Consider the following 21,917-nt stretch of genomic DNA (forward strand, 5'->3'; position numbering starts at 1 on the left):
CCGGTAATCCTGCTGTTACCTTCTATGGTCTTTCGACCTATGATGAAACCGTCTTCGCCCACACCGGCTGCAATCCGCTCGTAATGGTTGCTAATCGTTCGCTCACTGTCTCCGTTGGGGAGAAATGTACATCGGAAAGACACGAGGCGCCCATCCACGGAGCTGATCATGTGGCCTATGATTCGAGGGGGCGTGAACTATAAACACCATCAAGCTTGAATAAGCGACCGATAGCCATCCTATTATTTTTTGCGCAAAACATACACTCGCCACATGGCGTACAGCGGAATGAAGTCCAGCGATTTCTGAACGCGGAACCCGGCCTGTTCAAACTCTGCCTCGACAGTAGTAGCCGGTAACACGAACCGATTTTGGTAACCTTCCTGTTCTCCTTTGTTGCGACGACGCACTTCGGTACGCTTGCGTTTCCAAGCCTTGAAGTTCCCGTCCACCCATAGTGAGATAATTACGCTGTCGCGAGTAACGCGTTGAAACTCACGCAGTATCGCGAGTCTGTGCTCAGGGGCGCCGATGTGGTGCATCAAGCGCATGCAGAATATGTTGTCGACCGCGTTGTCCGGTAAATCGATAGCAAAGGCAGAGGTCTGCAACGGGCGAACCCGTTTCACCACTTCCGCCGGTTGGGCGATGGTTGCGACCTTCAACATCGACTCAGAATTGTCTGCGCCGATGATCACGCGACCAGGCTTTTGCGCCAGTAACGGCCAGAAACGCCCGGCCCCACACGGCAAGTCCAGCACCAAGCCAGGCTCGCCAGCGGCGACCAACGCACTACGCGCCAATTGCTCGTCGCGTTTGTGGGATAAACGGCGGGCCAGATTGTCCTGATGCTTGAGTAAATAACTCTGCGCGTGCTTATCGTCGTACTTTTCGGAAAATTCAAGCTTGATCGGATCGGGCATCAATGGGGCTCCATTTGTTGCGGCGAATAATTCCAGAGGGTATGAACTGTAATCCTCATTCTGACTTGGTGCGGTCATGGCTCTGGCTGGGGGGGGGGCTGCTTGACTATGAGAGCTTTCAGGTCAATCAAAAAACCTTATGGCTTCTATCAGAATGGGCGTGGAGCCTATTGACGATGACGCAGGGGGCTGCGTAACCGTGGCGTGATTTTACGACAGGGATGACGAAGAGCTAGCTGCGTGATCGCATATAACCATGAGCTGTATTGATGGCTGGGCGTCAATAACACCATCGCGTTGCCGGGGGTGACTGATAACTCTCATTCATGGCTTCAATCGCTGCGATGTACTTCAAGTTTTACTGTCAACTGATACCTGCTTGCTGAGAATCAATTTTGGCGATGTCAGCTTTGAAAGAAAGGCGGCTTTTGACGTCGACAGACGGAGTAAGCAAAGAGATCTGACGGATAAGGGTTTGACAGTTGGGGGCCGGTACACTGTTTTTAACCTTCGGGTTTTTCCCGCACGGAGCAGGCCTGGCCTTGGCCTTGGTCCTGACCGACCGAATGCCTTACGTTCCCCCACTTGATCAACTTGAGCATTAAACGACGCTACGACGTGGCGTGACCAGAGAGCACATGCTCACTGGGCTCTATGAGAAAATCTTGAGCGCCAAAGGACTTTTGCCAAGTCCTAGAGCGGTCAATGGCGAGATTATCTATGTATTCATTTGTCTGACTTCGCTTTAAAACTCTGGCTCGTGACACCGTCCGCAGGACGACGTTGATTCGCGCAGGGCAGCAACCCGCGGTGCTCCCAGAGCTTCAATATGGCGTCCATGCAGGCGCTACTTGCTCGCGCCAGCTGGCTCGGATCTTCAGCTTCCAATAATTCGCACATCAACCTGCGAATGTAACTGGCCAGCCACATGGCGAGAGGGTCATCCCGGCACTTCGATAGTTTGGTCGATAATTCCCGGCCTAGTTTCAAGCATTGAATTTCATTCTCCAACAGCATGGCAGTATCACTCCTTCCGGACCGAGGCTGTGTAGCTGCCTGGGACTGTCATTTCTTTCGGGATACGTTCAGCGTCCGATGGCGTCTAAAAACTGATACCAACCGGCGACCATTCGAACCACGGGTACTCGCAGCGAATAAAAAGGTATACGGCGTATTTTGTCCGCCCACATCAACCCCAATTCTGGCTTCCGCCCAACAATGACATCTGCGACATGCTTACCGATGTATGAGGACATGGCCACTCCCGTGCCGTTGTAACCCATGGCATAGACCACGCGGTCATCAATCCGTCCGACGTGCGGCACACTGTCAATTGTGAGCGCCACTAGCCCCGACCAACGATGGGTGATGGTCGCCCGGGCGAGTAGGGGAAACTGCTTGACCATCGCTTCGTGCAAGGCATTGAAAGCCGCCTCGGAGTCATCCGTGCCGAACGCACCGCGACCGCCGTACAACAGACGGTCCTCGGCCATCCGAAACCAGCGCATCATCCGCCGCGTTTCGGTGTAGCTGCGGCCGTGGCGCAACAACTCCAGCTGCGGGCCGGTGAGAGGCTCGGTGGCCAGCATCGCCGAACGAAAAGGCACAACCGATTTGCGCACAGGCGCAGTAGCTGGCGTTAGGCTCGAGTAACCGTTAGTAGCCAACACGACTTGCTTGGCACGGACAGTGCCAGTAGGTGTCTCCACCCTGACGCCCGTCCCCATCCGCCGAATGCCCATGACGGGCGCTCCCTCATGAATACTGACTCCCGCCGCGCTCACACCGTCGGCCAACCCCCGGACGAAGTTCAATGGGTGTAACAAGCCTCCACCTCTGTCGAGGACGCCGCCGACAAAATCGCCAGAGCCGGTTTCCTCCTGCATCTGACCGGCGCAAAGCACTTCGAAGGAGCTATCCCCCAAATGCTCATGCAACCATTGCGCCTCCCGCACACAGTAGTCCAGCGTGGCCTCGTTGTGCGCGCAATGCAGGCTGCCGCTACGCCGATATTGCGCCGCTTCCAGCGAATAAACCGCCACCAGCTCCTCAAGGTGTTCCACCGACTCAAGGGATAGACGACGCATAGTCTGAGCCATCTCCAGTCCGTATCGCGCCGCCACCTTGCTCAGCGAGATACGATACTTGGCCGACACCACGCCACCATTTCGACCGCTCGCCCCCCAGCCGATGCGACTGGCTTCCAGCACCACTGTTGCCAGCCCTTTTTTCGCCAAATAATGCGCCGTGGACAACCCGGTATAGCCTCCCCCCACCACGACCACGTCATAGCTTCGATCACCTTCCAGCGCTGGAAATGACGGAGCGTCAACGGCCGTGGATTGCCACAGTGAAGCAATATCGGCTGCAAAAGGACTGACGGCCATGGCTCGCTTCCTCAGGAATATTTCATGGCTGGGTTGCTCAACTCGGCTTCCACTGCGTCAGCCAGCTCTTTCATTGAGTGGAAGTGGAAGTCGGGTTGAGTGACCTTTTCAGGCACGGGCGTGGCGCCATAGCCCGGGATGTCGTGACGACGTTCGATCCAGCAAGTGGTATAGCCCGCCTCGTGCGCCACACCGATGTCGTGATACTGGCTCTGAGCGACATGCAAAATGTCACGTTTCTGGAAACCTGAAGCCGACTGACGTCCTTGGTTGTAAGCAAAATACAGTGGGTCGGGCTTATGTACGCCGGTCTCTTCGCTGGTGAGCGAGTCATGGAACGGATAGCCCAGGGTGAATTGGTAAGCGGAGAAGGAAGTGCGATCGACGTTGGTCATGGCGACTAGACGGAAATGCTTGCGCAGGCGAGCCAGGGCATCCACGGAATCGGCAAAGGCTGGCCAGGAGACCACTGAAGCCTGAAAGCGATCACCGGCGGCCTTATCGCTGATCAGTCCCAATTCGGCTGCGAACTTTTGATAAATATCGCTCATGGTGTACATGAATCGATTGGGAGCACGCATGTCGCCGCGGTACACGTCATCTGCGGTTTTGTAAGCGTCGAAAATGGCGTCGTCAGAAACGTTATAGGCTTCAGGTCCGCCGATACTGCGTACAGCCGCCAAGATGCCGGCTTCGAAATTGATCAGGGTGCCTACTACGTCAAAGGTCAGGACTTTGAAATCAGTCAGTTTCATTGCGGTTCTCCAGGGTGTTTTATTAGTTAAATGGCAATTCAGCAAATGACGGGCACACATCAGCGCACAGGCGGGTTGCCGCATGCGGTGGATCAGGTTCAGGTAGTGGGATAAAACGCAGCGTTTGAAACTGGACGCAAATGTCAGGTCACTGGAACATGGCAGCGAAGCGTGTGCGGTTCTTCAAGTAGTAAGCGTTCACTACTTCATCGACCGAACTATCCTTGGCTTGCATCTGCATGGTTTCCAGATCGTTCAAAGGCAACGTGTAATGATCGAGGAAGGTGGCGATCTTCGGCTCGTCCGCCTTGAAGCCCAGGCGGGAAACCACGTGGATATGCTCAGTACCGCCGAAGATGTTCTTCGAGTCGACGAGATAGCGCAATTTCCATTTAGCAAACATCCAGTGCGGGTTCCAGGCGTTGATGATCGACCATTTGTCATGGGACTGATCCCGCGCTAATTCCGAGAGCATGCCTGCTTCGGAGGAAGCAACCAGCTTGTAGTCTTTGAGGCCATATTCGGCGATGGCTTTTTCGGACAGTTTGTATTGCCCATTTCCCGCTCCTGCCGACAGGATTCGATTGCCGAATTTCGCCGCAATGCCCGGCTTGTTCAGGTCTTCAATGCTGGACACCTCACTGGCCGGAATGCTGTCTGGAATCGCCCAGCCAATCTTGCCGTCGTACACGGTCCCCAAGTCTTCAACTTGAGAGCTGTACTTGTCCCAGAAGGTTTTGTGCGCCCCTGGCAGCCAGACCATTGGAATGAAGTCGACGCTCTTGTTGGCTAATGCCTGGAATTGGATGCCCAGGTCGGCCATGACGAGTTTGACCGGATGGCCAGTCACGTCTTCGATCGCCTTGGCGGCCAGTTTTGCAGTGATTTCTGCATCTGCCCAGTTGATCCAGCCGATACGGATCGGTGCCTGCTCGGCGGAGACCGGCAGTACCTGCAAAAGGGAAAGCGCCAAGCCTCCCATCAGAACCTTGAATGTGTGCATCAAGCGCATTTGCGTCTCTCCTGAAATTACGATAAAGCTTAGGTAATGGAATAGAGGCAGACCAAGACTGGTCATCGCAGACATGGACGGTCGTATACGCCGGCCTGGTTGCCATATGGCCATGATTCTGCGGGCAGAACAAACAACTAATTCACGACCTTTGGATAACTTTTTGTAATGGAAAAGCTTCGGCGGCGCCTTCCTCCTCTCAACGGTCTTGTGGTGTTCGAAGCCGCCGCGCGGCTGCTGAGTTTTACTGCGGCGGCCCATGAAATATGTATTACTCAGGCGGCCGTCAGCCGGCAAATTCGGCTCGTAGAAGAGTTTCTCGGTCACGAGCTATTCGTGCGTGAACACCGTCGGGTCAGCCTTACCCCTTCTGGGAGGCGTCTGTATACAGCGGTGGATCAAGGAATGGAGCGCATTGCCCAGGCAGCCAGTGATATCCGCAGCGGCACGCAGGAGGCGTTGACGATCACGGCCACCATTGGCTTATCGACCTATTGGCTGATGCCCCACTTGGAGGCCTTTCAGGCCGAGCACCCTGAGGTGGCGATCCGGTTGCTGGCGCTGGACCGGGAGGTGGATTTACGCGAGGAACAAATTGACGTGGCCTTCACCTGCGGCGATGAGGGGCAGTCGCAGCATATTCGCATGACCCGCCTATTCGATGAAAATATGGTGCCGCTGTGTAGCCCTGGCTACCTCGCTGGGCGCCAGATCAAGAACTTGCAGCAACTGGTGGGGGAGCGTTTGTTGCACTTGGACCACGAACACTGGCGCGGCTTCAACTGGCCAGTGGTGGACTGGTCCACCTGGCTCAACCAGATGGGCTATGAAGGCCCGTTGCCGCCCTCGCGCATGGCCTACAATAACTACGCGCAGCAGATTCAGGCGACCCTGGATGGGCGCGGCATAGGGCTGGCATGTATCGGTATGCTCAAGACGTATCTGGACAGTGGCCAATTGGTGCAGCCTCTGGCATTGGAGCACAGAACCGCGCGTGGTTATTACATGGCGGTTAATCAGGCCAGCACTAACGAGGCGGCTTTGCAGGTATTTCTGGGGTGGTGGGAACGCTCAGTGGTGATCTGAGCAAGCATTGGGCGAAACAGGTGGCCGCTTAGAAGCAACAGCCCTGGCAAAACGCTCTGGACGGCTGCCTGGCACGAACAGTGCGATTCGAATGATTTTGGATTAAACGCCCCGTGCAGGGGGGTAGTCGTCATTCGGGATCTAAAGTCCATCCAGTGCTTCTTGAGTCCCGCCTTCCTGACAAAATGGCGGTACGCAATGCGAACTTCAGCGCTGATGTTGCATGCGGTTTGACAGCAAATCCTCCACCTCTTCACGACTAGGCGCGTAAGCCCCGGCATGCGAGCAAGACACCGAGGCACAAGCAGCGGAGAACTCCAATCGTGCATGGGGCTCTTGGATGCCTAACAACGTCGAGGCCAGCCATCCGGCCATACTCGAATCGCCGGCACCCACCGTATCAGCGACCTCAACGGCGATCGCGGGCTGTTCAAACTTCACGTCGGCAGCATACAACGCCATACCTTTCGCTCCACGGGTGAAAAGAATCTGCGCACTAGCATTCATCGTCCGCAACGTGTGAAGCGCCTGTTCTTCGTTCAATCCAGGGTATATCTGGCGAAGATCTTCATCCGAGAGCTTGATGATGTCTGCAAGCTCCACCATGGCCGGGAAAGTCAGCTCGCGGTAGCGGGTGTCCATCAGGTTGCGCCAGTTCGGGTCATAGCTAATCAGCTTGTCTTCTTCCTTCACCCTCCTGGCCACCTCAACAAGCCTGTCCCCCAATGGCTGACGGGCAAGGCTGATACAGCTGAAGTGACAGAGTCGAACCGCATCCAACCAACCTGCCGGGAGTTGGTCCACATCAAAAAGTAGATCGGCCTCGCCCGCAAAGAAATACCGGGGAGGGTGGCTGGAGGGCACGATCGCTACCAGAGGGTCAGCGTCAACTCTCTGGAGGAATCTCATGTCCAGGCCGGCAGCCTTCGATTGCTGTGCGAGCTCATCGCCCAATGAGTCGGTACTGATCGAGCCGGCGAATGCAGTGGGCACGCCGAGGCGGCTCATTGCGCGGGCCACGTTCCAGGGCGCGCCACCTGGATAGCCCTGCCATCGTCCGGGCGAGTGTTGAACCACGTCGGTCAGTGCTTCACCAAACACAACAACGCTCGGCAATTGCATATTCATTCTCTCTTGTATCGGGCTGGGGACACTATCGTGCGTCACATGAATAGGCGCGGTCTCACCGCACCTGCGTGATCGGTAGCGATGGGTGAAGACTGTCTCGGTTGAAGAGCTTCACGGCAGTAGTACGCCGGTAGTCGCTCGGGGTCTGATGCATTTCATGACGGAAGTGGCGATTGAAATTGGAGACGTTTTCGTAGCCTACCTCGAAGCAGATTTCGGCGACCGAGAGTTGTGTCTGGACGAGTAGCCGACATGCACGCTGGATGCGCAGCTTGCGCATCAGGTCCATGAATCCGTGGCCAGTGATTCGTTTGAAAAAGCGTGAAAAACCGGCCTCGCTCATCCCAACTCGCTCGGCGATGACAGATAGCCGGACGTCAGACGTGAGCTCATTGATCAAGTAGTCGAATGCCTGATTAATTCGCTCCGAGCTGCGCTCGTTCAACGAAGGCGAGTAGCAGGCGCTGGCCAATACCCGAATTTCGCGCTTTGGCGCCCTTGCGAGGGTGCCTATCAATTGCAGGAACATGATCAGGCGCTGAAGCCCCGTCGCCTCGCCGATTCTCTCAAGCAGCAAAGCGGCCTCGGCGGCCGTCCCCCCAGTAAATTCGATCCCACGTTGTGCCAGCTCAAACAGCGTTTTCAGCTCCGATAGCTCAGGCAATGAACCTTGGAGGTCGAGCAGGGCAGCGCCGTCAAACTGCAGCACCACGTCGCGGCCTACGAGCTGTTCTCCCGGCGCGATATCTCCCATCCAATCATGGGGAAGACCTGGGCCAATCAGTGCGACATGTCCTGCGGTGAAGGGCCCGATGTAATCCCCAGCCAAAAGCTTGCCACTTCCTTGTCGAATCAGGTGGATTTCATATTCTGGATGGTGGTTCCAGCGGGCGAGGGCGTATGGATAGTCGTGCTCGTACCATCGAAAGCTCTGATCGGGTTCAGGAAGGATGACTTCAAGGTCGGCTGGTCGGTGCTCGAACAAAGCAGCGCGGTTATCAGGCATCTCGTGCCCCTTTTTATAGTTATGCGGTGGATCGAATGCGCCAACCATACGCCGAATTCGTCCGGGACTGCTAGCCCAACTATTGCAGATTGTTGATACTTTTTTAACTCTTGTGGCCGCCGGTTGTCGCGATCAAAAAAGTATCGATTCGGCGTCCGCGATTCGTTTGAGGGCGGGGCGGGTAGGTGATCTAATCAATTCGCCCACCACTGCAATGCGGTCTTGTTTTGCTCACAAGTGGTGAACAACAACAATAATAGCTCCGGTCATCTGGCTTGGAGTGGAGAGCCCCATGAAGATTACGAATGCGCTAATTCTTTCTACTGGTCTGTCATTCGCCCTTGCTAGCCATGCCGCTGAGACGCTGACCATCGCGACGGTCAACAACGGTGACATGATCCGAATGCAACGGCTATCCAAGGTCTTCGAGCAGCAGCATCCCGACATCAAACTGAACTGGGTCGTGCTCGAAGAGAACGTTCTGCGTCAGCGCCTGACCACTGACATTGCCACTCAAGGTGGTCAGTTCGACGTGTTGACCATTGGCACCTACGAGACCCCGATGTGGGGTGCTAAGAACTGGCTAGAGCCGATGAAGGACCTCCCGGCCGGCTACGACGTCGACGATATCTTTCCTGCCGTGCGTCAGGGCCTTTCTGTTAACGATACGCTCTACGCACTGCCGTTCTACGGCGAAAGCACCATCACGTACTACCGCACCGATCTGTTCAAGGCTGCTGGGCTGACGATGCCGGGGCAGCCGACCTGGTCGCAACTGGGCGAGTTCGCTGCCAAGCTCAATGATCCTTCGAAGGATCAATATGGCATGTGCTTGCGTGGCAAAGCTGGCTGGGGCGAAAACATGGCTTTGCTTACCACGATGGCCAACGCCTTCGGGGCGCGCTGGTTCGATGAGAAATGGCAGCCTGAACTCAATGGTCCTGAGTGGAAGGCAGCAGCGACGTTTTATGTTGATACCCTGAAGAAATATGGCCCTCCCGGAGTATCCAGTAACGGGTTCAACGAAACACTGGCCCTTTTCAACAGTGGAAAATGCGCGATTTGGGTTGATGCAAGCGTGGCTGGATCTTTCACCACCGATAAGGAGCAGAGCCGGGTGGTGGACAGCGTAGGTTTCGCTCCTGCGCCTATTGAGGTTACCGACAAGGGGGCCTCATGGTTGTACGCCTGGTCATTGGCAATTCCTGCCACCTCCAAGCACAAAGAGGCCGCCAAATCGTTCGTCACCTGGGCCACCTCCAAAGAGTACATCCAGCTAGTTACCGATAAGGATGGCATCACGAACGTGCCACCCGGTACACGCATCTCGACCTACAGTGACGCTTACCTCAAGGCCGCGCCGTTTGCTCAGGTAACGTTGCAGATGATGAAGCACGCTGACCCGTTGCAGCCTTCAGCCAAACCTGTTCCGTACGTGGGCATTCAATACGTGGTGATCCCCGAGTTTCAGTCGATCGGTACATCGGTAGGCAAGCTTTTCTCCGCAGCATTGACAGGACAAATGTCGGTTGAGCAAGCGCTGGCTTCTGCCCAGTCCACAACCGAGCGCGAGATGAAGCGTGCGGGCTATCCCAAAAAATAAATAGCCCCTTACCTCCGCCGGCTTAGCGCCGGCGGTCACAGCCGCACAGGTAAATAATCATGAACACGTCCATTATTCGAGCCCAGCTTGCGGCCTCGGCGCCATCACGCGCACGCCGTTTGATCAATCCAGGATGGTTTCTGGTGTCGCCATCGGTTGCACTTTTGTTGCTCTGGATGATCGTGCCGCTGGCCATGACCGTTTATTTTTCGGTGATCCGGTACAACCTGCTCAATCCAGGGGAAAACGAGTTCGTTGGCCTGGAGAACTTTGCCTATTTCGTGACAGATTCGGGTTTTCTTCCCGGAGCGCTTAACACGTTGATATTGGTGGGCAGCGTGCTGCTGATCAGCGTGATTTTTGGTGTCTTGATTGCAGCCTTGCTTGAGGCAAGCGAGTTCTTTGGACGCGGTATAGTCAGGGTGCTGCTCATTTCGCCGTTTTTTATCATGCCGACCGTGGGTTCGCTGATCTTCAAGAACCTGATCTTCCACCCTGTCTCCGGGATCCTCGCGGCGGTATGGAAGTTCTTCGGGGCACAGCCCGTCGATTGGCTAGCTCATTACCCACTCTTCTCGATCATCGTCATCGTTTCCTGGCAGTGGCTGCCTTTTGCGATCTTGTTGCTGATGACAGCCATGCAGTCGCTCGATCAAGAGCAGAAAGAGGCCGCTCGATTGGATGGGGCGGGTGCCCTGGCCATCTTCTGGCATTTGACCCTGCCACATTTGGCCAGGCCCATCGCGGTGGTGGTGATGATCGAGACGATTTTCCTGCTGTCGGTATTTGCAGAAATCTTCACCACGACAAATGGCGGACCTGGGTTCGCTTCGACCAACCTCGCCTATCTGATCTACAACCAGGCACTGGTGCAGTTCGATGTGGGCATGGCCTCGGCCGGTGGTCTGATTGCGGTGGTGATCGCCAACATCGCGGCGATTGTGCTGGTGCGCATGATTGGCAAGAACCTGACCGACAAAGCCTGAGGACAACGCCATGATGACGCTTAAACAATCCCGGTCTCTGCAAAGCGTACTGCTCGGCACCTTGGCCTGGGTCACCGCTTTGCTGTTGTTCTTTCCGATCTTTTGGATGGTGCTTACCAGTTTCAAGACCGAGATCGACGCCTTCGCTACGCCGCCACAGTTCATCTTCATGCCTACGCTGGAGAATTACTTGCACATTCAGGAGCGCAGTGACTACTTCCACTTCGCGTGGAACTCGGTGCTGATTTCCTTCTCCGCTACAGCGTTGTGCATGCTGATCGCGGTGCCGGCGGCCTACTCGATGGCGTTCTATGAGACCAAGCGCACTAAGCAGACGCTGCTTTGGATGCTATCGACCAAGATGCTTCCTCCAGTTGGGGTGCTCATGCCTATCTACCTTCTGGCGAAGGGGGCGGGGTTGCTGGACACCCGGATCGCGCTGATCGTGATCTACACCCTGATCAACCTGCCCATCGTGGTGTGGATGATTTACACGTACTTCAAAGATATTCCCCGGGAGATTCTGGAGGCGGCCAGGCTGGACGGCGCGACTCTGGGGCAGGAGATGCTGCGCGTGCTGCTGCCCATCAGCAAGGGTGGGCTGGCCTCGACCATGCTGCTCTCGATGATCCTGTGCTGGAACGAGGCCTTTTGGTCGCTCAACCTGACGAGCTCCAGCGCCGCACCTCTGACCGCGCTGATCGCTTCCTACTCGAGCCCTGAGGGTCTGTTCTGGGCGAAGCTTTCCGCGGTTTCCACATTGGCCTGCGCACCTATCTTGATCTTCGGCTGGATCAGTCAGAAGCAATTGGTTCGTGGGCTGTCCTTTGGCGCCGTCAAATGACGACGTCGAGCATTCAATGATTTCGCGAAGGCTCCAATTTCATACAGGACTTTACGCATGGCCACTTTGAAAATAGAAAATCTCAAGAAAGGTTTCGAGGGACTGTCCATCATCAAGGGCATCGATCTCGAGGTTAAGGACAAGGAATTTGTGGTGTTCGTAGGGCCGTCGGGGTGTGGAAAGTCGACCCTGTTGCGCCTGATTGCAGGTTTGGAAGACGTCACGAGCGGCACGATCGAGCTCGACGGCCGAGACATCACTGAGGTGACTCCTGCCAAACGAGACCTGGCCATGGTATTCCAAACCTATGCTCTGTATCCGCACATGACGGTACGCAAGAATTTGTCATTTGCCTTGGATCTGGCCGGTGAGAAGAAGCCGGATGTGGAAAGGAAGGTCGCCGAGGCCGCAAGGATTCTCGAACTTGGTTCTCTGCTCGACCGCAAGCCTAAGCAGTTGTCAGGTGGTCAGCGCCAACGAGTCGCTATTGGGCGTGCGATTGTCCGAAACCCGAAAATTTTCCTTTTCGATGAACCACTGTCGAACCTTGATGCTGCGCTGCGTGTACAGACGCGCTTGGAGCTGTCCCGACTGCATAAGGAGCTGCAGGCGACCATGATCTACGTGACCCATGACCAGGTCGAAGCCATGACGCTCGCCACCAAGGTCGTTGTGCTTAACGCTGGGCGGATCGAGCAGATTGGTTCGCCGCTCGAGCTCTACCATCACCCTGCTAACCTGTTCGTTGCCGGCTTCCTTGGGACACCAAAAATGGGATTCTTGCAGGCGACTGTGCATGCCGTGCATGCATCGGGGGTGGAGGTTAGATTCGCCTCTGGAACCACTTTGCTCATTCCACGCGACAGCAGTGCGTTGTCGGTTGGGCAATCCGTGACGATCGGGATACGGCCGGAGCATTTGACCCTGGGCGCTGAAGGCCAAGTGCTGGTCACGACGGATGTCACCGAGCGCCTGGGCAGCGATACCTTCTGCCACGTGAATGTCGATTCAGGAGAAAGCCTGACGGTACGTGTCCAGGGGGATTGCGAAGTGCCGTACGCCGCCCGGCGTTATCTCACCCTCGATGTCGCTCATTGCCATCTATTTGATGAGAGCGGTCTTTCAGTAAGCCCTGCGGCATCACGCGCGGCCTGACTTCCATCAGGCGCGCTCTTTCGATGAAGCGCGCCACGAACCACAAAGGTAGATTCAATGAAACGTCTCGAAGGTAAAAGCGCTTTGATCACGGGTTCCGCACGCGGTATTGGCCGCTCGTTTGCCCAGGCCTATATCGGTGAAGGCGCTACGGTCGCTATAGCCGACATCAATTTGGAAAGAGCTCAAGCGACGGCCTCCGAGCTAGGGCCGCAAGCTTACGCGGTGGAGATGGACGTTACCCGCCAGGCGTCCATTGATGCAGCAATCGCTGAGGTCGTTGCCCACGCAGGAAAGCTGGACATCCTTGTGAACAATGCGGCGTTGTTCGATCTTGCACCGATCACCGAGATCACTCGGGAAAGCTACGACAAGCTTTTTGCAATCAACGTCAGCGGGACGCTGTTCACGCTTCAGGCAGCGGCGAAGCAGATGATCAGTCAGGGGCATGGCGGGAAGATCATCAACATGGCTAGCCAGGCGGGTCGCCGCGGTGAGGCGCTGGTAGGCGTCTACTGCGCCACCAAGGCGGCGGTCATCAGCCTTACGCAGTCTGCTGGCCTCAACCTCATCAAGCACAAAATCAATGTCAATGCGATCGCCCCGGGGGTTGTCGATGGCGAACACTGGGACGGTGTCGACGCGCTCTTCGCCAAACACGAGAACCGACCTCTAGGTGAGAAGAAGCGGCTCGTCGGCCTTGAAGTTCCGTATGGGAGAATGGGGACGGCAGAGGATCTGGTAGGAATGGCTATTTTCCTGGCGGGCTCGGAGAGCGATTACATCGTCGCACAAACGTACAACGTTGATGGCGGGAACTGGATGAGCTGAGTGCAGAAGGGTGTTCGGGTGACAGGAGAGCGGCATATTTCCGATCACCCGGCGGTTCAATTCAGCTTCCTCGCGATCATACTGCCCGACTCATGAGAGCCCGGCAGTGTGATCCACCGGCCGATTGTTGAGGTGGGTGCTAGCAGCAAGGTTTCTTGCTTATCTGCGCGGCCACCCGTGCTCTGCGCTACAGGCCGAGGAGGCGGCGCAGTTCCGGTGCGGTCAGATGGGCGCGAAAGCCCGGCCTGCCGGGCTGGAACGAGGTGGAGGCAGCCAGGTTGCCCACGACGACTGGATCGCAACCGACATCGCGTACCAGGTCGGCGGCGACCCGCATGGCCTCGGCGTCATCTCCTGCGATGGGCATGCCAATGCGCCCGCCCGGTCGTGAGGCAGACGTTGCCACTACGGTGGCATCGACGGCACTGAATGCGCGCACCAGTCGCGCGCCGGTCATGTACTTCGCGACGGTTTGAGCAACACCCAGGTTATGCGCTTCGCGGTATACATCGCTGCTGCTTGTGCCCCAAGGATTGGTGGAGTCCAGAACGATCTTGCCGCGGTAGGCACTGTGCAGGTCTCGCCCGACCTGGGGCAGCGCCTCAAACGGAATAGCCAACAGAAGCACGGTGCCGAACTCCGCTGCCGCCATCGGCAGGCCGGCCGAAGCGCGTGGCCCTAACTCCTCAACCATGTCTTGCAATTGCTCTGGATGGCGGGAAGAGAACATGACCTCATGTCCAGCCTCGACCCACAGCCGACCTACCGTGCCGCCCAGCGAGCCGCTACCGATCACGCCGATGCGTGTTGGCGCGACTGCAAAGGCGCGACTCGCGGGGATGAGCCAAGGCAGAGCGGCCAATACGCCAAGGGATTTCACTATGGAGCGGCGGGTAGACTTCATGTCCTGTCCTCAATCAATGATGGTGAGACCGTAGCATCTCGCTGTTCCTGCTTCAGGTGGGTTCGTCCCAACCAGACACTCAAGCCCAGCCAGATAGCTGAGAGGGGGACCGAGATCATGGGAATCTGCGCCAGGGTCAGGCCAAGGCCCATCAGGCTTGCGTATCCCCAACTGGCGATTTGGTCACCGCCACGATAAACGACCGTGTCGATGAAGTTCTTGGCTTTGTAGCGATCTTCACGTGTGCTGGAGGTAAACAGGATTTCCCTGGCGGGTCTGGCCAGTGCGAAGTTCGCTACCCGGCGGGCGACCTGCGCGGCCACGATGACCGCGACGCTAGGGCTGGCGGCCAAGGCAGCGAAGCCGAACAGGCTGACCAGCGGCAGGACACACAGCGTTGCCACGATGCCCACGGTGGCGATCATCCTGCCGGTGATGAACAGCTGGAATACCAGTGTGATCGCATTGACGATCAAGTCGATATTGGCAAAGAACGCCGTGCGGGTCGCACGATCAGGGAGCGAGGACTCGGCGATGCTGGCCTGCTGAAAATACAAGAAAGTCGACGTGACCGAGTACAGCAGAATGAATAGTGCCAACCCGACCAAGTAGGGCGAACGCAGCGTGTGGACCATGCCGGTAAAGATGCCGCCACCCAAGGGCTGGTCCGGGTTTTCCTTGTGCGTGGTGTGGCTGAACATCGGAGCAAGGCGAGATAAACGGCGTGATGCAAGCACCGCCACTTCCAGAAACAGGATGGCAATCACCATCAGCCAGGAGCGGTCCAACTGTTGGATCAGGCTGGAAGTGATAGCCGAGCCCAAGAGGCCGCCAATCGTTGCTCCTGCCGCGAGTAGCCCGAACAGCCGTTTGCCCTGCTCGCTGTCGAAGATATCCACCATGAACGACCAGAACACCGAGACGACGAACAGGTTAAACACCGAGACCCAGATGAAAAAGGCACGTCCCAGCCAGATCTGCCACTGTGGATCGGCGAGATGCAGCAGCAGTGCAAACAACATCAGGTTGGCAGCGAAGAAGCGATAGGACACGACGATGAACTGCTTGCGTGGCAGTTTGCGCACGGCCAGCGCGAACAACGGGCTGGCTACCAGCATCGCCAACAACGTACCAGTGAATAGCCAGGGCAAGTTCTGGACTCCGCCCGCCACACCGAGCTCGTCGCGAATAGGTCGCAACAAGTAATACGCCAGAAACAGCGCGATGACGTAGAGCATCGACCACAGGACTGCGGGAGCTTCTTCGGGGCGCACCTTGGCCTGGCGCTGCAACAGCGATAAGGGAGACTGCACGACTTACTCCTCCCTGGCTCCAGCCGCGAGCTGAGGCGGAGTCTTCACCACGTCGTCTTCCCACCATGCCGTGAACGACTGCGCACGGCCGTCAAGGTAGACCGTTCGGCCGATTTCGGGCGTCCACAGCGCGAAGGTTTGCCCCTGACTGGCGACTTGCATGCGCTTGAACGGATCATCCCAATCGTGAGGGGCGATGGAGAAGCGGCCCACATGCGTCTGCATCAGCACTCGGGCGTGCAGGTCCTTGGCTGCCTGCGCGGCCTGTTCCGGATTCATGTGGACATTCGCCCAGCGCGGATCGTACTGACCGGCATCAATGGCGACATAGTCGAACGGCCCCATTCGCTGGCCGATCTCGGCAAAGTGCGGGCCATAACCCGAGTCGCCACTGAAGAACAACCGCTGCTCAGGAGACACAAGTGCAAAGCCGACCCACAGCGACTGATCGCGGGTAAAGGTGCGTCCAGAGTAGTGTCGAGCTGTGGTGACGTGGACTCTGACGTTCGGTGTCAGCGCGATGACTTCGTTCCAGTCGGCTTCGCGTACGACTCCCATGTCGTAGCCCCAGCGCTCAAAATGCGCGCCTACACCCAACCCCACGATAACCTTTCTGACTTTGGGCTGAAGCGCCAGAACGGTTGGATAGTCCAAGTGATCGTAATGATCGTGGCTGATCAACAAAGCGTCGATCTCGGGTATGTCATCGGCCGTGTAGAGGCTGGTGCCCTCGAATGCCTTGTTCACTCCGGGGATCGGCGCGGCGTAAGTGCTGAACACCGGATCGATCAGGATGCGTTGTCCGCCCAGTTGCACGAAGTAGGAGGAATGGCCCAGCCAAACGACTATATCCTGTGTAGGGTCGAGTGCTTTGAGGTCGGTCTTGACGGCGGGAATCGGGCTTGGCGGTCGAGGCTGCCCCTCTTGCCCGAAAAGGGTCTGCATCCACATCGATATCTCGGATTGGTCCGTGGTCTTCATGGGCGTGTCGATCTGGTTGCGGAACACTCCGTCGGCATGATTGGGCGAATGTTCGATGCGCGTCAGCCGCTCGCCGCTGGGCAGGTCGCCGAAGACCGGCTGCTGTAAATAGGCGAAGGCGCCAACGATGCCTAGCAGAGCGATACCGACAACGGCCATGAGAAGACGACCCCAGAATAATTTCATGCAGTAGTTACCGTGGAGGTGGTCACGACAGGTTCGTGCCGCTGGCGCGCGTGAGTTCAGCCAGCAGCAAGTCTTGGAATCGGGAGTCTTGGACCGCGGAATGCGGCTGTTCGCGTCGCTGATGGTGCCAATAGCCGCCGCTGGTGAGTGCCTCAGGGTCATTGCTGGTGGCAAGCCATTCCTGGGTCAGGTGTCCCAGGCGCAGGTCGTCAGGTGCGTTGGGACCTCCCATCTTCGTTGGGACCCAGCCCGGATCGACCGCATTACTGAGGACATCGGGGTACAACCGCGCAACGGCTGCTGCGAGTGCGGTTACAAAGAGTTTGCTGTCCGAATAGCTGCCTGTGGGGGTGCTGCCCGACCAGTCCAATCCCGTCAGGCTGGCTCGTCCCCCCCTATGCATGCTGCTGCTCAGGTAGATCAGACGCTTGGGGCGCTGAATCAGGGCCGTCAGCATATAGGGGGCGACGACGTTGACGACTAGCAGTTGCGCCCCGCTAAGGATGCCTGCGTTGTGAACAATGGCATCCATCGCGCCGATGGCATTGACCTGACGGGCAAGATCGCGAACCTGTTCAAGATCGCCCAAGTCCCCGACTGTCGCGATGGCGCCCTGGTCCACGAGTTCTTGCACGGCAGACAACCGAGCAGGTGAGCGCACATGCACGACAACATCGTGGCCTTGGGCAAGCAGAGTCTTGGCGGTGGCATGGCCCAGTCCATCTGCCGAGCCGGTAATGAATACGCGGGCTTTGCCGCCTGTATTGTTGTCCCGTTGTGCGCTGGACGCGGGAGCTTTCCTTCGGGAATTGGCTGGGGTCTCTGCCCAGGATGCCGCTGCTTCCAGAAGGGAGCCTGCGACCAACGCCGAACCCAGTCCGGCGCCTCTGATGAGAAAGTCTCTACGATCCATGGGCGTCCCCTCGGGCTACTTCGCGCCTTTCGTCCCGAGCGCCATGGCGATTGCTCGCGTTGAATATAACGAAGTGTTGGTTAACGAGGTTGTTAATGTAACCGTCCCGCTTCGGCGCCACTAGCTAATCAGTCCTTAAAGGGGCTATAAGGCCTGCTAATTAATGATTCATGAGAGACTTGGACGATGGTCAGACGTAACCTCAATGATCTCTTATCGTTCGTAACGATCGCCCGTGAAGGCAGCTTCACTCGGGCTGCTTCCGTACTAGGGGTGACTCAATCTGCCCTCAGCCAGGCAATGAGTGGGTTAGAGGCCAGGCTGGAGATTCGCTTGCTTACACGAACCACGCGTAGCGTATCACCTACGGTAGCTGGCGAGCGTTTACTAAAAGCCATTGGTCATCGCTTTGACGAAATCGAGGCAGAACTCGACGAGCTGACTGAGATGCGTGATAAGCCTGCCGGCACCGTGCGTATTACCTGTGGTGAGCACATTCTTCGGGCACATTTGCTTCCCAAGCTCACGCCGCTTTTGCTCGATTATCCGGATATCAAGATAGAGTTCGATATCAATTATGGTTTTCGAGACATCGTCGCCGACCGTTTCGATGCAGGCGTTCGTTTGGGCGATACCATCGACAAGGATATGGTTGCGGTACCCATCGGTCCTCAACTGCGCATGGCCGCTGCGGCCTCCCCGAAGTATTTCGAAAGGCATCCAACGCCCAAAAAACCACGTGACCTGCTAAAGCACAGTTGTATCAATCAGCGTATGCAAACAGCAGGGGGGTTGTACGTTTGGGAGTTTGAACGTCGCGGTCAACCGTTGAATGTACGGGTGGATGGCCAACTCGTTTTCAACACCTCTCCCAGCATGGTGGATGCGGCTTTGGCTGGCTTAGGCATCGCCTATCTTCCTGAAGAAGAATTCGCACCGCATCTGGAAAATGGCCGCCTGGTTCGTGTGTTGGAGGATTGGTGTGCTCCATTCCCGGGTTACCATTTGTATTACCCAAGTCGCAGGCAGCCATCGCGGGCTTTCACGCTCGTCATGAATGCACTGCGTGTGTAAGGAAGATTGATAAATCTCATTCATGACTTCAATCGCTGTAAGGTATTTCAGTTTTTCTGTCAGCTGATACCTTCTGGCAGGAAAGCAATTTGGCTGTCAGATCAATTCGGGTCGGGGGTAGGGCGTGCCCCGCAGCCCATCGGAGCAAAGTGGAGCAACTATGAAAATACGCATCGATGTTTCAGGCGGCCCGGTTACGGCAACGCTCGACAACAACGATTCCTCCATAGATTTCGTTAAGCAGCTGCCGATGAAACTGACACTGGACGACTACGCCTCGACCGAGAAGATCAGCGTCCTGCCCGAGCCATTATCGACACAGGGCGCGCCAGCTGGCTTCACGCCTTCGGCGGGTGACATTGCCTTCTATGTGCCATGGGGAAATCTCGCCATTTTTTATAAAGGCTTCAAGTATTCGAGCGGCCTTATCAAACTCGGCAGAGTTGATTCCGGTCTGGACATACTCGCGCGCCCAGGCCCCCTCGAAGTGAAGATCACATTGGTCGATGAGTGATCCCCCAAAGCGATCAGAACCATGCCGGTAAAACTGTCTGTGGCGTAGGGGGCGGTGAGGTCTTTTCGTTCATACGTTTCACACCAATGGCAGAGAACCAATGCAGCTGACTCGTGCCAACTTTGGCGATTTTATCTACTTTTTAGCCGTCGCCCGCCATTCCAGCTTCAGTCGTGCGGGTGTTGAGGTGGGGATAAGTGCGTCTGCGCTGAGCCACGCTATCAAGGGGCTGGAGGCGAGATTGGGGGTTCGTTTGCTCAATCGCACGACCCGCAGCGTCACCCTGACGGCAGCCGGTGAGGAACTGCTGGCACTGATAAGCGAACCTGTCGACAAAATCGACCAGGCCATTGAGCTGTTGAATAAGTTCCGTGATGAGCCCACGGGTCGTATACGGCTGAATGTTTTCAGCGACGCGGCGCTTCTTTTGTTGGCACCCGTTTTATCGACATTTGCCCATCGTTATCCCGATATCGAAGTGGAAGTCTCAACCACCAACAGTATGGTCGACATTGTTGAAGGAGGCTTCGACGCTGGGATCAGGTATGGCGCTACCGTACCTGAAGGCATGATTGCCCAAAGCCTCTCCCCCCCTGTTCGATGGGTCGTGGTAGGAACCCCCGATTACCTCGACCGATGTGGCATGCCTCTGCACCCGGAGGATTTGAAACAGCACAGTTGTTTAAGGTTTCGGCTAGGCAACGGTCGGATGTACAACTGGGAGTTTGAGAAAGAGGGTGAAAAATTAGAGATCCCAGTGTCCGGTAATGTCGTGTTGGATGAGACGCGGATGATGCTCGCCATGGTCACCCAGGGCGCTGGGCTGACTTATTGTGCCGAACCCATTGTCGCGCCGCTTATAGCGGAAGGAACTTTACAAGTGGTTTTGGAGGATTGGGTCAGTGTTGGTCCAGGCTTCCATATCTATTACTCAAGCTACCGGCAGGTGCCGATCACGCTGCGTTTGCTGATCGACTTGATCAGAGAGTTGCACCCGCTTGGATAGTTGGCGATCGACCGCGACTTTGCCGGATTCGCTTTGGGAGAGAGATCTGATATGTCCAGTTTGAACGCATTGCTCGATGCCATCCACGTCGAACAGAACGAGGGTCGAGAGTCTGTACTCGCCACCGTTGTGAAAGTCGAGGGTTCGGCGTATCGCCGTCCGGGGGCGCGCATGCTCGTTTCACAATATGGACGTCCGGAGGGCACTATCAGTGGTGGCTGTCTGGAGGCTGATGTGGTGCGAAAGGCCTGGTGGCTAAGTGAGTCGGGCCCGGTGATTCGTAGCTACAGCACGGCCGAGGCCACAGACGAAGAGGGCGGTGAAGAGTCCCTTGGTTTCGGGCTGGGCTGCAACGGCAAGGTATATGTGTTGTTTGAGCGAATACCAGCTACAAAGCAATGCGCTGTGCTTGATGCTTTACGCAAAGTAAGAAGCAACCAGAGACCCGTAGCAATCGCAACGGTAATAGCGGGCTCACGCAATAGCCGTGCAGATGTTGGAGACCGTGTGTTCCTGGAATCTGGCGCGGCGCCCTTCGGGGGACTCTACCATCCTGCACTGAACGAGCGAATTACCGCTGATCTGCGTCTCACATTGGACCAGCAAAAATCTACGCGGCAACGCTATACCGAAGGCTACGCAGAGGTAGAGGTTTTTCTAGAATACGTCGCGCCACCACCGCGTCTGATGATCTTTGGGGCGGGCCATGATGCGCAGCCGTTGGTACGGATCGCAAAAATCTTGGGGTGGCATGTCACCGTTGTTGATAGTCGCCCACATTTCGCCCGTCCGGAACGTTTTCCCGAAGCGGATCGGGTGTTGAGCGCCGATATAGGCGGGCCTTTCGAATTTCGAAAATTTGTGGAGGGGGCGTGTGTGGCGGTAATGTCCCATAGCCTGAGCCAGGATGCGCATTGGTTGAAAGGCGCGTTACAAGGTAATCCCCGTTACGTCGGTCAGCTCGGGCCGCGTGATCGAACCGAGCGTCTGCTTGATGAAATAACGCGACAGACAAACAGCCTGCCTGCGCTGGACCGATTGCACTATCCAATGGGTTTGGATTTGGGTGGAGACACCCCGGAAAGTGTGGCGATGGCGGTGCTTGGGGAGATGCAGGCCGTCCTGAATGGGCGAGCGGGTGGAAGTCTGAAGTTGCGGACGTCAACGATCCACGAAACTTGTCAGCTTGAGCCCAGATGTTCCCGTGAATTATCCATGGCAGAGTCGTAGAAGGCTTGAGTTGGAAGCTCCGGCAGGATATGAGCCTCGCCGATGCGCTGCACGCATTCGAGGCCAAAACTGATAAAAAC

22 protein-coding genes and 1 pseudogene are annotated in these 21,917 nt (G+C 56.6%); 12 read left to right on the forward strand and 11 right to left on the reverse strand.

Features of this window, described 5'->3' with window-relative positions; translation table 11 throughout:
- Positions 1–203: hypothetical protein (locus J4E53_RS19135; RefSeq protein ID WP_207268173.1), on the forward strand; the 203-nt coding region annotated here is incomplete at its 5' end.
- Between the two features lie 39 nt (positions 204–242).
- On the opposite strand, the gene J4E53_RS19140 is transcribed toward J4E53_RS19135, so the two are convergent.
- The 5 genes from J4E53_RS19140 to J4E53_RS19160 all read right to left on the reverse strand — a co-directional run bounded on the left by J4E53_RS19140 (position 243) and on the right by J4E53_RS19160 (position 5,077).
- Positions 243–923, reverse strand: coding sequence for a class I SAM-dependent methyltransferase (locus J4E53_RS19140; protein ID WP_103309641.1), 681 nt, complete (start codon positions 921–923; stop codon positions 243–245).
- A 726-nt stretch (positions 924–1,649) separates the two neighbouring features.
- Complete coding sequence (locus J4E53_RS19145) at positions 1,650–1,940, reverse strand: hypothetical protein (RefSeq protein WP_013692777.1); 291 nt, start codon at positions 1,938–1,940, stop codon at positions 1,650–1,652.
- Between the two features lie 68 nt (positions 1,941–2,008).
- Positions 2,009–3,310: an FAD-binding oxidoreductase gene (locus J4E53_RS19150; RefSeq protein WP_060738042.1), complete on the reverse strand. Its 1,302-nt coding sequence runs from the start codon at positions 3,308–3,310 to the stop codon at positions 2,009–2,011.
- 11 nt (positions 3,311–3,321) lie between these two features.
- Entirely contained in the window at positions 3,322–4,065 is a 744-nt protein-coding gene (locus J4E53_RS19155) for an HAD-IA family hydrolase (protein ID WP_103309643.1), read from the reverse strand.
- A gap of 148 nt (positions 4,066–4,213) precedes the next feature.
- Complete coding sequence (locus J4E53_RS19160) at positions 4,214–5,077, reverse strand: glycine betaine ABC transporter substrate-binding protein (protein WP_103309645.1); 864 nt, start codon at positions 5,075–5,077, stop codon at positions 4,214–4,216.
- A 168-nt stretch (positions 5,078–5,245) separates the two neighbouring features.
- Here J4E53_RS19160 and J4E53_RS31145 point away from each other — a divergent pair.
- Both J4E53_RS31145 and J4E53_RS19165 read left to right on the forward strand, forming a co-directional pair.
- Positions 5,246–5,395, forward strand: a pseudogene (locus J4E53_RS31145) (LysR family transcriptional regulator); the annotation flags it as partial.
- Between the two features lie 87 nt (positions 5,396–5,482).
- Positions 5,483–6,163, forward strand: a complete 681-nt coding sequence (locus J4E53_RS19165) for a LysR substrate-binding domain-containing protein (protein WP_237140787.1) — start codon at positions 5,483–5,485, stop codon at positions 6,161–6,163.
- A 207-nt stretch (positions 6,164–6,370) separates the two neighbouring features.
- Here J4E53_RS19165 and J4E53_RS19170 read toward each other — a convergent pair whose 3' ends face one another.
- Together J4E53_RS19170 and J4E53_RS19175 are read right to left on the reverse strand one after the other, a co-directional pair.
- Positions 6,371–7,285, reverse strand: a complete 915-nt coding sequence (locus tag J4E53_RS19170; RefSeq protein ID WP_060738038.1) for a carbohydrate kinase — start codon at positions 7,283–7,285, stop codon at positions 6,371–6,373.
- Between the two features lie 61 nt (positions 7,286–7,346).
- Complete coding sequence (locus tag J4E53_RS19175) at positions 7,347–8,297, reverse strand: AraC family transcriptional regulator (RefSeq protein WP_060743036.1); 951 nt, start codon at positions 8,295–8,297, stop codon at positions 7,347–7,349.
- 292 nt (positions 8,298–8,589) lie between these two features.
- Between J4E53_RS19175 and J4E53_RS19180 the strand changes: the two genes are divergently transcribed.
- The 5 genes from J4E53_RS19180 to J4E53_RS19200 are packed head-to-tail and all read left to right on the forward strand — an operon-like array spanning position 8,590 to position 13,716.
- Positions 8,590–9,900 (forward strand): sugar ABC transporter substrate-binding protein, encoded by a 1,311-nt coding sequence (locus J4E53_RS19180; RefSeq protein WP_103309647.1) that lies wholly within the window; start codon positions 8,590–8,592, stop codon positions 9,898–9,900.
- 59 nt (positions 9,901–9,959) lie between these two features.
- The gene (locus J4E53_RS19185) at positions 9,960–10,886 is read left to right on the forward strand and encodes a carbohydrate ABC transporter permease (protein ID WP_013692785.1); all 927 of its coding nucleotides are present in this window, start codon (positions 9,960–9,962) and stop codon (positions 10,884–10,886) included.
- A 10-nt stretch (positions 10,887–10,896) separates the two neighbouring features.
- Positions 10,897–11,730: a carbohydrate ABC transporter permease gene (locus tag J4E53_RS19190; RefSeq protein WP_013692786.1), complete on the forward strand. Its 834-nt coding sequence runs from the start codon at positions 10,897–10,899 to the stop codon at positions 11,728–11,730.
- Between the two features lie 57 nt (positions 11,731–11,787).
- Complete coding sequence (locus tag J4E53_RS19195; RefSeq protein ID WP_060738036.1) at positions 11,788–12,885, forward strand: ABC transporter ATP-binding protein; 1,098 nt, start codon at positions 11,788–11,790, stop codon at positions 12,883–12,885.
- Between the two features lie 57 nt (positions 12,886–12,942).
- Entirely contained in the window at positions 12,943–13,716 is a 774-nt protein-coding gene (locus tag J4E53_RS19200; protein WP_013692788.1) for an L-iditol 2-dehydrogenase, read from the forward strand.
- A 187-nt stretch (positions 13,717–13,903) separates the two neighbouring features.
- Here J4E53_RS19200 and J4E53_RS19205 read toward each other — a convergent pair whose 3' ends face one another.
- Genes J4E53_RS19205 through J4E53_RS19220 form a run of 4 tightly spaced genes read right to left on the reverse strand, consistent with a single transcriptional unit; the run spans position 13,904 to position 18,013 of the window.
- Positions 13,904–14,620: an NADPH-dependent F420 reductase gene (locus J4E53_RS19205; RefSeq protein ID WP_060743035.1), complete on the reverse strand. Its 717-nt coding sequence runs from the start codon at positions 14,618–14,620 to the stop codon at positions 13,904–13,906.
- Complete coding sequence (locus J4E53_RS19210) at positions 14,617–15,933, reverse strand: NTP/NDP exchange transporter (RefSeq protein WP_060743034.1); 1,317 nt, start codon at positions 15,931–15,933, stop codon at positions 14,617–14,619. The genes J4E53_RS19205 and J4E53_RS19210 overlap by 4 nt, the downstream gene beginning before the upstream one ends.
- 3 nt (positions 15,934–15,936) lie before the next feature.
- Complete coding sequence (locus J4E53_RS19215; protein ID WP_060743033.1) at positions 15,937–17,100, reverse strand: MBL fold metallo-hydrolase; 1,164 nt, start codon at positions 17,098–17,100, stop codon at positions 15,937–15,939.
- A gap of 22 nt (positions 17,101–17,122) precedes the next feature.
- Positions 17,123–18,013, reverse strand: coding sequence for an SDR family NAD(P)-dependent oxidoreductase (locus J4E53_RS19220; RefSeq protein ID WP_086936618.1), 891 nt, complete (start codon positions 18,011–18,013; stop codon positions 17,123–17,125).
- A gap of 186 nt (positions 18,014–18,199) precedes the next feature.
- Here J4E53_RS19220 and J4E53_RS19225 point away from each other — a divergent pair, with 186 nt between their 5' ends.
- The 4 genes from J4E53_RS19225 to J4E53_RS19240 all read left to right on the forward strand — a co-directional run bounded on the left by J4E53_RS19225 (position 18,200) and on the right by J4E53_RS19240 (position 21,837).
- Complete coding sequence (locus J4E53_RS19225; RefSeq protein ID WP_060743032.1) at positions 18,200–19,087, forward strand: LysR family transcriptional regulator; 888 nt, start codon at positions 18,200–18,202, stop codon at positions 19,085–19,087.
- Positions 19,088–19,247: 160 nt separating this feature from the next.
- Entirely contained in the window at positions 19,248–19,601 is a 354-nt protein-coding gene (locus J4E53_RS19230; RefSeq protein WP_060743031.1) for a cyclophilin-like fold protein, read from the forward strand.
- Positions 19,602–19,701: 100 nt separating this feature from the next.
- The gene (locus J4E53_RS19235) at positions 19,702–20,607 is read left to right on the forward strand and encodes a LysR family transcriptional regulator (protein ID WP_103309649.1); all 906 of its coding nucleotides are present in this window, start codon (positions 19,702–19,704) and stop codon (positions 20,605–20,607) included.
- Between the two features lie 51 nt (positions 20,608–20,658).
- Positions 20,659–21,837, forward strand: a complete 1,179-nt coding sequence (locus J4E53_RS19240) for an XdhC family protein (RefSeq protein ID WP_060743258.1) — start codon at positions 20,659–20,661, stop codon at positions 21,835–21,837.
- Positions 21,838–21,917 lie beyond the last annotated feature (80 nt).

The organism is Pseudomonas sp. FW305-28, assembly GCF_017351395.1.
Lineage (GTDB): Bacteria > Pseudomonadota > Gammaproteobacteria > Pseudomonadales > Pseudomonadaceae > Aquipseudomonas > Aquipseudomonas fluorescens_AA.

Excerpts from the sequence above, each read along its gene's own strand:
- J4E53_RS19140 (WP_103309641.1), bottom strand. The coding sequence starts at position 923 with ATGCCCGATCCGATCAAGCTTGAATTTTCCGAAAAGTACGACGATAAG.
- J4E53_RS19145 (WP_013692777.1), bottom strand. The coding sequence starts at position 1,940 with ATGCTGTTGGAGAATGAAATTCAATGCTTGAAACTAGGCCGGGAATTA.
- J4E53_RS19150 (WP_060738042.1), bottom strand. The coding sequence starts at position 3,310 with ATGGCCGTCAGTCCTTTTGCAGCCGATATTGCTTCACTGTGGCAATCC.
- J4E53_RS19155 (WP_103309643.1), bottom strand. The coding sequence starts at position 4,065 with ATGAAACTGACTGATTTCAAAGTCCTGACCTTTGACGTAGTAGGCACC.
- J4E53_RS19160 (WP_103309645.1), bottom strand. The coding sequence starts at position 5,077 with ATGCGCTTGATGCACACATTCAAGGTTCTGATGGGAGGCTTGGCGCTT.
- J4E53_RS19165 (WP_237140787.1), top strand. The coding sequence starts at position 5,483 with ATGGAGCGCATTGCCCAGGCAGCCAGTGATATCCGCAGCGGCACGCAG.
- J4E53_RS19170 (WP_060738038.1), bottom strand. The coding sequence starts at position 7,285 with ATGCAATTGCCGAGCGTTGTTGTGTTTGGTGAAGCACTGACCGACGTG.
- J4E53_RS19175 (WP_060743036.1), bottom strand. The coding sequence starts at position 8,297 with ATGCCTGATAACCGCGCTGCTTTGTTCGAGCACCGACCAGCCGACCTT.
- J4E53_RS19180 (WP_103309647.1), top strand. The coding sequence starts at position 8,590 with ATGAAGATTACGAATGCGCTAATTCTTTCTACTGGTCTGTCATTCGCC.
- J4E53_RS19185 (WP_013692785.1), top strand. The coding sequence starts at position 9,960 with ATGAACACGTCCATTATTCGAGCCCAGCTTGCGGCCTCGGCGCCATCA.
- J4E53_RS19190 (WP_013692786.1), top strand. The coding sequence starts at position 10,897 with ATGATGACGCTTAAACAATCCCGGTCTCTGCAAAGCGTACTGCTCGGC.
- J4E53_RS19195 (WP_060738036.1), top strand. The coding sequence starts at position 11,788 with ATGGCCACTTTGAAAATAGAAAATCTCAAGAAAGGTTTCGAGGGACTG.
- J4E53_RS19200 (WP_013692788.1), top strand. The coding sequence starts at position 12,943 with ATGAAACGTCTCGAAGGTAAAAGCGCTTTGATCACGGGTTCCGCACGC.
- J4E53_RS19205 (WP_060743035.1), bottom strand. The coding sequence starts at position 14,620 with ATGAAGTCTACCCGCCGCTCCATAGTGAAATCCCTTGGCGTATTGGCC.
- J4E53_RS19215 (WP_060743033.1), bottom strand. The coding sequence starts at position 17,100 with ATGAAATTATTCTGGGGTCGTCTTCTCATGGCCGTTGTCGGTATCGCT.
- J4E53_RS19220 (WP_086936618.1), bottom strand. The coding sequence starts at position 18,013 with ATGGATCGTAGAGACTTTCTCATCAGAGGCGCCGGACTGGGTTCGGCG.
- J4E53_RS19225 (WP_060743032.1), top strand. The coding sequence starts at position 18,200 with ATGGTCAGACGTAACCTCAATGATCTCTTATCGTTCGTAACGATCGCC.
- J4E53_RS19230 (WP_060743031.1), top strand. The coding sequence starts at position 19,248 with ATGAAAATACGCATCGATGTTTCAGGCGGCCCGGTTACGGCAACGCTC.
- J4E53_RS19235 (WP_103309649.1), top strand. The coding sequence starts at position 19,702 with ATGCAGCTGACTCGTGCCAACTTTGGCGATTTTATCTACTTTTTAGCC.
- J4E53_RS19240 (WP_060743258.1), top strand. The coding sequence starts at position 20,659 with ATGTCCAGTTTGAACGCATTGCTCGATGCCATCCACGTCGAACAGAAC.